This window comes from Pseudomonas sp. GM55 (assembly GCF_000282395.1).
In the GTDB taxonomy this organism is placed as follows: Bacteria; Pseudomonadota; Gammaproteobacteria; order Pseudomonadales; family Pseudomonadaceae; genus Aquipseudomonas; species Aquipseudomonas fluorescens_CC.
Genome location: NZ_AKJJ01000123.1, coordinates 1 through 8443 on the forward strand (window position 1 = coordinate 1; position 8443 = coordinate 8443).

Below are 8443 nucleotides of genomic sequence, written 5' to 3' on the forward strand. Positions count from 1 at the left end.
GTGGGGCCGATGCCGCTTCGTTCGCGATAGTCGGCAGCGAGTTGCGCTATGTCGGCGCATCGCCCGATTTCGAAGTGAAGTCGTCCTATAGCGTGACGGTAAATGCCAATGACCCGACGGTCGGTGGCAATCCAGATGCTTCGCAGAATTTCACGCTCAATATCAATGATGTTGTCGAGGGCAGCACAGCGCCGACGGTGACAGGTGCCAGTTATGGTACTAACGATGGCACGGTTAAGGCGGCTGAGACGGTGACGCTGAACATCACCTTCAGCGAAGCCGTACTGGTCACCGGTTCGCCGACGCTCAATCTGAACACGGGCGGGACGGCGAGCTACACAAGTGGTTCAGGCACCAGTACGTTGACATTCACCTACACAGTGACTGCGGGTCAAAATACCGCCGATCTTGCCCTTGCTGCGTCGCCATTCACCCTAGGAGGCGCGACGATCAAAGATGCTGTGGGGAATAATGCCGATCTTGCAGGTGCCAATAGTCTCAACCCAGCTACCACGCTGATCGTCGACACAGAGGCACCTACGGCAAATCCTCCAGGAGGGATTAACAACACTTGGACCAAACCGACTTTCTCGCTTGGAGTTGCCGATAATCTTTCCGGTGTGACCTCGGTGCATGTCGACACGGTTCGTCCCTCCGGGCCGCAAGTGTCTTTCGATGCATCCTTGACCAGCGGTTCCTCAACCAGTGGAACTTGGATGCATTCGACTACAGCGCTCGACAAAAATGAAAACTTAAATATTAAGTTCACCGACGCTGCAGGCAATATGGTCACAGTGACAGGCAAGGCCCCTGCCGGTGCCGCCGGAGAGCCCATCAATCTGGCCCTCGAGGTACCCGCCGCAGGGATAAGCGGCCTGATTACCCTGATCATCAATGGTCTGCCCGCAGGCTGGCTGTTAAATGTCGGCACCGACAACGGCGACGGCACCTGGACAGTGCAAACCAATGACCCTGGCTCACTGACCGTTACCACCCCATCGGACTTCGCCGGTGCGTTGGTCCTCGGTGTCAACATGAGCTGGACCAATGCCGACGGCAGCATTGGCAATGCCTACGTGGCTGACAACGTCGAAGCCTTTGCCCCTGGCAATCCAATCTTCGCCTTGTCGACAGACGACAACCTGACTGGCTCGTCCGGGGCCGACACCTTCGTCTTCGCCCAGCCGATCGGCAACAACGTCATTCACAGCTTCGATGTGGCGACGGACAAGATCGATTTGATCGGCTTCACGGGCGTCAACGATTTTGCGGATGTGAGTATCGTCAACGACGCGAACGGCAATGCCGTGCTCAGTATCAGCGCCGACCAGACGATCACCATCAACGGCGTGGATGCGGCGGCGTTGAGCGGGGCCAACCTGCTGTTCGATGTGGACCCGGTCACGACCAATACGGGCACCATCACCATTGCCGACGGCGCGATCATGCCGTTCGGTGGCCGCATCGACAACAGCGGCACCATAGCGCTCGGCTCCACCGGCCGCGGGACAGATCTTGAGATTCTGTTCCGCGGCGCGACCTTGACCGGCGGCGGGCAAGTAGTTTTGTCCGACAGCGCGCACAACGTGATCTTTGGTGGCAGCGCGGACACGGTGCTCACCAATGCCGACAACACCATCTCGGGTGCCGGTCAGTTGGGCGCGGGGCAGATGATGCTGGTCAACTCGGGCCTGATTCATGCCAGCGGCGTCAATGCGCTGGTGATCGATACCGGTAGCAACGCCGTCACCAACACTGGCGTGCTGCAAGCGAGCGGCAGCGGCGGATTGGTGATTGAAAGTGCGCTCGTCAACAGCGGCAGCCTGTTGGCGAACGATGGCAACATCACCGTCCACGGAGATGCCAGTGGCGCGGGAAGCGCGACTATCAGCGGTTCGGCGATACTGGAATTCGGTGCTGCCTCCGATCAGCATGTGACGTTTGACAGCGGCGCGGCAGGCACGCTCAAGCTCGATGTGTCGGCGGCGTTCAGTGGCAGCGTCAGCGGTTTTGCCGCAGGTGACAAGCTGGACTTTGGCGATGTTGCGTTCGGCGCCAACACGCAGATCACCTATGCAGCGAATGACACAGGCACCGGTGGCCTGTTGATCGTGAGCGACGGCGCGCATGCGACACAGGTCGCGCTGAATGGCCAATACGCAGCGGCGGGTTTGCAAGCGAACACCGAGGGCAGCGGCAGTGAGCTGGCCTACGATGCAGCGGCGGCAAACCACACGATGCTGGGCGGCCTGGCCAACGACGTTCTGGTCGGCGGTGCGGGTGACGATCTGTTCTTCGGAGGGCTGGGCGACGACACGCTCAACGGCGGCCTCGGCAACGATACCTTCGCGTTTGCTGCCGCAGGCTTCGGCAACGACTCGATCCAGGGCTTCGATGTCGATCCGGCCGGAGGGCAGGACTTGCTCAATATCGCGGGGCTGGGGATCAGCAGCGAGACATTCGCTGCCAACGTGAGCATTACGGCTGACGGTGCAGACACGCTGATCGGGATCGGAATGGACTCTATCCGCCTTGTCGGTGTTAACAGTGCAGGTATCGATCAGACGGACTTCATCCTGACGACATGATGCTTTTGCTGCTGGCCGCACATTGCTACGCGGTTGCAGAGCCCATCGCGAATAAATCCGCGATGGGCTCTGTGCGAGGTGTTTTTCTCGTCAATCCACGTGTCGATTGACTGAGCATGTGCGCTGCCAGCAACGCCAGGGTCGACGACTGGATGAAGGCTTACTGTCGATGGCTGGGGACTGAACTGGCAGGTGAGTCCTGATGGATGCACGTCTTTTTACTAGCCGGCTCCGGCCATCTGCGGCCAGCTGCAATTCACAGCTTGTAGCCAATCTGCCGCAACAGGTTCTTGCGCCACAGGATGTCTTCATCGCCTTCAATGTCAGTGGCACAGAAACCATCCACGACGCCCAGGATGGCTCGCCCTTGTTCCGTCTCGGCGATAACCACTTCGGTTGGATTGGCCGTTGCACAAAAAATACGGCATACCTCTGGAACCATTTTGAGGGTGTTCAACACGTTCAGCGGATAGAAACCGTCGCCGAGGAAAATGATGAAGCTATGGCCCGCGGCGATGGCTTTCGCATTCTTCTGTGCAAGTTCAATCATTGAGGGATCGGTGCCAGACCATCGCACCAGGCATTTGCCGGAGGCTTCACAAAAGGCCACGCCAAACTGGATACCCGGCACGGCATTGACCAGCGCTTCGTGGATGTCTTCGACGGACTTGATGAAGTGCGTCTGACCCAAAATGAAGTTCGTTACGTCCGGCTTGTCGATTTTCAACGTGATGAGTTGCATCTCAAACACCTCCTTTGACGATATTGCTACCAGGGTCTGGCAACACATCCAGCATAGCTACCCGGTGGTTATTGCTCCGTTCACGGACTGCTTTTGGCCGATTTCTGCCCATCACGAAGGGCTGCAATCAATAGAAATGAGGGCCTGCCTGACGACAGGTCATTACCGAGTCGCACACAAAAAATCTGACACTTTCTTCGCGACAGGCGCCTATCGGCCAGTAGCCGCCATGGGAACCACCTAAAAAACGCACGACTTTATGCATTCATTGATTCACCGAGGGGTGATAGCGATCCAACACAAAAAAAACAGCTATCGTCATGAGTATCGGTCTATCCGAGACCTATAGCGTACTGATGGAGTTCTTATGAAAAGGACCAATCTTGCTGCTGTTGTCACCACCTGTCTAACGGGCACCCTCCCAACAAATTCCAGCGCTGCACCTCCTGCAGATCCGTTTTTTGCCTTTGGCTTGCTGGGAAGTTACAGCGTTATCGAATTCACAGGGCACAGAAGCACGGTCACCGAGCACATGCCGGAAGGCGGTTTATTTCTCAATTTTGGCAACAAAATGACGGCTCAAACCGGCTTTGTCTATCATGCAGAAATAAGTGGGCAGTACTCTGAAAAACAGAGTCAGACAATGAAGGATGGCCAGGCCGACTTGGATCTTGGCTGGCGGACCGAGTTGAATGGGTGCGACTCAATAGATCTGTTGCTGGGCGGAGGATACAAATGGAATCAATTTCAACCAGACTCTAACAAGTACGACATTGATCTCACCAGCCGCACTTATTTCGCCAAAATTGCTGCTGGCTACAATCATCGATTCACCACTACAACACTGCGTTTTGAAGCGGGAATGCGAAGGATAATAAATGGTGAGTCGCAGCTAAAAATCCATGGAGTCAACAGCGAGAGTCAGGATTTAAAAGATAACAACAATCCTTTTGTTGAGCTGAGTTTTCTGTTCAATCAACAAGGATCGATTCCGGTAATAGCATCCCTATACTACAACCGTTTCAAATATGACCTGGATGGTCAATTTGCAATGACCGAGCTCGACAAACAAACCAGGGATGAGTATGGCGTAAAACTGGGCTTGGTCTTCTAAGACGACGATGGATCTCCCGACGATCAACAGCCATACCCTACCGATCAAAAGAAGATCCGTTTCTTAACCCCCACTTTGCTCAACGCAGACAGCAAGCGGCTGTGGATTCAACCGGCCGGGCTTCTGCTGCGCGTCATGTGTATGAGGGCCGATCGGCCGCTTCCCAAAGAAGGTCGCTCCTCAATGGCATAAGGCACAAATCCAAGCTTGGGGTAGAGCAGCAGCCCTGCCGTGTTTTCGTTGAAACAGGAAATCTGCACCTCGTTGGCTCCGTAACGCTCGAATGCCAAGCCGGTCATCGTCTCTACGATAAACGTCGCCACTCCTTCGCCCCGAGCGCTCGGCGAGACGATGACATTGCCGATACAGCAAACGCCATTGCGTTCAGCTCGATAGAAATTGGCAAACCCAACGACAGTCCCATTGATCTCCACGACGGTAGAGTCGAAGCGTTGGGAGATCGCGGTAATCAACTGCGTTTCCGTTAGCGGGAAGTGCGCCTTCGGAAACATGAAAAACAACTCTTGAGCGTTCTGAGGAAAGCCGCAGATCATTTTAACGTCGCTAGCCTTCACTGGCCTGTGGTTCAGTTTCATTGCTCGTCTCCAAGCTCCATGAATCAGTACCTTAGCTGAGTCCCAAGGCTAGCGCAGGGTGATGGAAAGCAATGGCATGTCCGCAAATGGCGATTGCTGCCTGCTACGAAGCGCAGCTATCGGCCCAAGATCCAAAACGCGGTCAGCGCAACGATTTCTGGTAATAGAGCCGGGTATGTCCCGGTGGATAATCTGCCAGGCGTCCGAATTCGCAGTAGCCAAGTTTTTGATAAAACCCGGGTGCCTGAAAGCTGAAGGTCTCCAGCCAGATACCGGTGCAGTGCTTTTTCTGCGCGACTTCTTCGGCCATGCGCATTAGCCGTTCTCCGATACCCTGACCACGCATCGACTCGGGAACGCTGACAAGATCGATGAGCAGCCATCGATAAGAGACCTTGCCGTACAGTCCGCCAATGACTTCGTTACTGTCAGGGTCTCGTAGCAACAGAGCAAATGTTTCATGGGCGTCGTCCCCACCGTTGGCCAGGTTATGGGCCAGCAACGGGGTCAAAATTCCTAACCGCTCTTCTTCAGTCACATTTTCCGAAAGCTGGATTTCTACAGACATGGCGCTCTCCCTGAGCGGTGAATAACTGGGTCAACAAAGTAGCCCATTTCTGTCATCCCGCGGTGAATCAGTAAATACATCAAGTCGTCTGTTTTTTAGAGGGTTTGAAGGGTTGCTTCTGGCCACTTTTTGCTTGTCACGACTGACTGAAATCAACCCAGGCTGTGGAAGTTACGTGACTGGATGGCGTGCCAGGCGCAACAGAGGAGGGGGCCAGGGGCTCTGCGGTATCCAGGCCCGCTGTTCAAGTCGGGGTACTGTCAGAAGGTAGCAACAGTTCGACGCCCTGCTTGCGGATGCCATCGGCCGCAGCCGGGGTCAGCGCGTCGTCGCTGAGGATGATGTCGAACTGCTCCAGCCCAGCGATCTTGTACATACTGAAAGTACCGTACTTCGAACTACTGGCGACCAGCACCACTTGCGAGGCCGATTGCATCGCGGCTTGTTTGACCTCCACCTTAAGTGCCGAAGGCGTGGTGAGGCCACGACGCAAATCCCAGGAGCTGGTCGATATGAACGCGATATCGGTGACAACCTGGCGCAAGGTGGCAACCGCCAGACCGCCCACGCATGATTGATTGGAGTGATCCAACTGCCCGCCGGTGTGAATCACTGTGACATGGGGTGCATCGATTAATGCCTGCACAATCCCGAAGTCGTTGGTCACCACGGTCACGCCCGTCAGCGCCTTGATATACGGGACGATCTCCAGCGTGCTCGTTCCCGCATCCAGATAAATCGTCATGTCGGCATGCAGTAACCGCGCAGCCAGCTTGGCCATCGCCTGCTTCTGCGGCAACTCGACCACTGCCTTGGACTGATGGCTGGGCTCGCTGTGGAGCTGGCTCGCGATTCGCACGCCACCCGTTACCGAGTAAGCACGGCCTTCCTGCTCCAGCAACGCTATGTCGCGGCGTATGGTCATGTGCGAGCAGTCGAACATGTCTATCAATTGATGAACGCTCAGCACCTGATGCTTGCGCAACTGGCGCAGCATCAATTCACGGCGCTGTTCAGGAATCATCGGTGCGCCGCGTTCGTCGGCGATGTCCTTTTGACTAGGCATCCGGGCTCCAAAGTAAAAATCCGCATGAAAGGAAAGCGGGCAAACAATAGTAGCGAATCTACGGTGAAGGGACGAGCTGTTGCGAATGACGGTTCTCGTGAGGCAAGGACCGAAATTCCCCTTGCTGGCTTTCCCAGGGGCGAAGGCTCGAAGGCGATGTTAAAAAATGTTATTTGAAAAAAAGACTTCACATAATCTGTTCATTGGAGGATTATCTGTCCAACCTGTATGACGACCTGATTACAAGACAAAAACAGGGTGGCTACGATGTTCGATAAGGTCCCGACTCACGTGCTGAGTGACAGCGTCGCCCAGCAGCTGCTGAACAAGATTGAAGCCGGTGCGTTTCCGACCGGCAGCAAACTGCCCAGCGAAGCCATGCTTTCAGAAGCCTTTGGTGTCAGTCGTACCGTGGTCCGCGAAGCCATTTCCCGCCTGAAGAACGAAGGCGTGCTGCAACCCCAGCAAGGGCGCGGCATCTTTGTCACGGCCAACGCCAATATCCGCCCGCTGCGTATTGATTACGCCGAAGCCAATCTGCCCGGCAGTGTGTTTCACCTGTTGGCATTGCGACGTGCCATTGAGGCGGAAATCGCCTCCGAGGCAGCGCTCAAACGCAGCGAAGCCGATCTGGTGCTGATCGACGAAGCGCTGGCACACATCGATGAGGGGGTAAATGAAGGGCAGGACGGTGTTCATGCCGATGTGACCTTTCATCGCGTCATTGCTCAGGCCACGGGTAATCCTTACTTCCTCAAGACTCTGGAGTTCGTCAGTCAATACCTGGTGGCCGCAACCCGCATCACCCGCGCCAACGAGGCGGGCAGGTCGGACTTCTCACATCAGGTACACGAAGAACACCAAGCGATCGTCGCGGCCATTCGGCTGGGCGATCCGCTCGCCGCCGGGCATGCCGCCCGCGCACATATCTACAATGCGGCCCGCCGTCTACGCCTTGCCGGCGTTGAATAAGCCGCTGTTTTTCTCAGGAGTCCCCCAATGAATAACAAGAATGTCGGTGTTGTCGGTCTGGGCGCGATGGGTCTGGGTATTGCCCGCTCGTTATTGCGCAACGGATTCAATGTGCATGCCTGTGATGTGCGCACTGCCGTAACAGAACAGTTCGCCGGGGAGGGCGGTGTGGCTTGCCTGTCACCGTCGCACATGGCCGCTGAGTGTGACGTGATCATTACCGTGGTGGTCAACGCCGAGCAGACCGAGACCGTATTGTTTGGTGAGGGAGGAGCCGTGGCTTCACTGCGGCCGGGCAGTCTGGTGATCGGCTGCGCCACCGTAGCCCCGACCTACGCCGTGGATCTTGGCCAGCGTCTGGCCGCGCTGGGCCTGTTGTATCTGGATGCGCCGATTTCCGGTGGCGCCGCCAAGGCTGCCGCTGGCGAAATGACCATGATGACCTCGGGCCCGGCCGATGCCTATGCCAAGGCCGAGACAATCCTGGCGGGTATGGCTGGCAAGGTTTATCGGCTGGGTGACGTCCATGGCCTGGGTTCAAAGGTCAAAATCATCAACCAGCTTCTGGCTGGGGTACATATTGCCGCTTCTGCCGAAGCCATGGCGTTGGGCCTGCGTGAAGGGGTCGATGCCGATGCGCTGTATGAGGTGATCACCCACAGCGCCGGTAACTCCTGGATGTTCGAAAACCGCGTGCCGCACATTCTCAAGGCTGACTACACGCCGTTGTCCGCAGTGGATATTTTCGTCAAGGACCTGGGGCTGGTGCTGGATACCGCCCGAGCCAGCAAATTCCC

At 56.2% G+C, this 8443-nt stretch carries 8 protein-coding genes; 4 read left to right on the plus strand and 4 right to left on the minus strand.

Annotated features, from left to right (window positions below):
• The coding region (locus tag PMI31_RS31505; RefSeq protein WP_008022196.1) for a beta strand repeat-containing protein at positions 1-2588 on the plus strand (2588 nt) is incomplete at its 5' end.
• A 256-nt stretch (positions 2589-2844) separates the two neighbouring features.
• On the opposite strand, the gene PMI31_RS25305 is transcribed toward PMI31_RS31505, so the two are convergent.
• The gene (locus PMI31_RS25305; RefSeq protein WP_008022197.1) at positions 2845-3330 is read right to left on the minus strand and encodes an adenosine-specific kinase; all 486 of its coding nucleotides are present in this window, start codon (positions 3328-3330) and stop codon (positions 2845-2847) included.
• A 367-nt stretch (positions 3331-3697) separates the two neighbouring features.
• Between PMI31_RS25305 and PMI31_RS25310 the strand changes: the two genes are divergently transcribed.
• Positions 3698-4444, plus strand: coding sequence for a hypothetical protein (locus PMI31_RS25310; RefSeq protein ID WP_008022198.1), 747 nt, complete (start codon positions 3698-3700; stop codon positions 4442-4444).
• Positions 4445-4551: 107 nt separating this feature from the next.
• Here PMI31_RS25310 and PMI31_RS25315 read toward each other — a convergent pair whose 3' ends face one another.
• From PMI31_RS25315 to PMI31_RS25325, 3 genes are all read right to left on the minus strand, one after another.
• Positions 4552-5040, minus strand: coding sequence for a GNAT family N-acetyltransferase (locus PMI31_RS25315; RefSeq protein WP_008022200.1), 489 nt, complete (start codon positions 5038-5040; stop codon positions 4552-4554).
• Positions 5041-5182: 142 nt separating this feature from the next.
• Positions 5183-5608, minus strand: coding sequence for a GNAT family N-acetyltransferase (locus tag PMI31_RS25320; protein ID WP_008022201.1), 426 nt, complete (start codon positions 5606-5608; stop codon positions 5183-5185).
• 244 nt (positions 5609-5852) lie between these two features.
• Positions 5853-6674: a DeoR/GlpR family DNA-binding transcription regulator gene (locus PMI31_RS25325; protein ID WP_008022204.1), complete on the minus strand. Its 822-nt coding sequence runs from the start codon at positions 6672-6674 to the stop codon at positions 5853-5855.
• 267 nt (positions 6675-6941) lie between these two features.
• Between PMI31_RS25325 and PMI31_RS25330 the strand changes: the two genes are divergently transcribed.
• On the plus strand, positions 6942-7646 hold the full coding sequence (locus tag PMI31_RS25330; RefSeq protein WP_008022207.1) for a FadR/GntR family transcriptional regulator: 705 nt from the start codon (positions 6942-6944) through the stop codon (positions 7644-7646).
• 27 nt (positions 7647-7673) lie between these two features.
• Positions 7674-8443 (plus strand): L-threonate dehydrogenase (gene ltnD, locus PMI31_RS25335; protein ID WP_008022209.1); only part of this gene is annotated, 770 nt, incomplete at its 3' end.

Excerpts from the sequence above, each read along its gene's own strand:
- PMI31_RS25305 (WP_008022197.1), bottom strand. The coding sequence starts at position 3,330 with ATGCAACTCATCACGTTGAAAATCGACAAGCCGGACGTAACGAACTTC.
- PMI31_RS25310 (WP_008022198.1), top strand. The coding sequence starts at position 3,698 with ATGAAAAGGACCAATCTTGCTGCTGTTGTCACCACCTGTCTAACGGGC.
- PMI31_RS25315 (WP_008022200.1), bottom strand. The coding sequence starts at position 5,040 with ATGAAACTGAACCACAGGCCAGTGAAGGCTAGCGACGTTAAAATGATC.
- PMI31_RS25320 (WP_008022201.1), bottom strand. The coding sequence starts at position 5,608 with ATGTCTGTAGAAATCCAGCTTTCGGAAAATGTGACTGAAGAAGAGCGG.
- PMI31_RS25325 (WP_008022204.1), bottom strand. The coding sequence starts at position 6,674 with ATGCCTAGTCAAAAGGACATCGCCGACGAACGCGGCGCACCGATGATT.
- PMI31_RS25330 (WP_008022207.1), top strand. The coding sequence starts at position 6,942 with ATGTTCGATAAGGTCCCGACTCACGTGCTGAGTGACAGCGTCGCCCAG.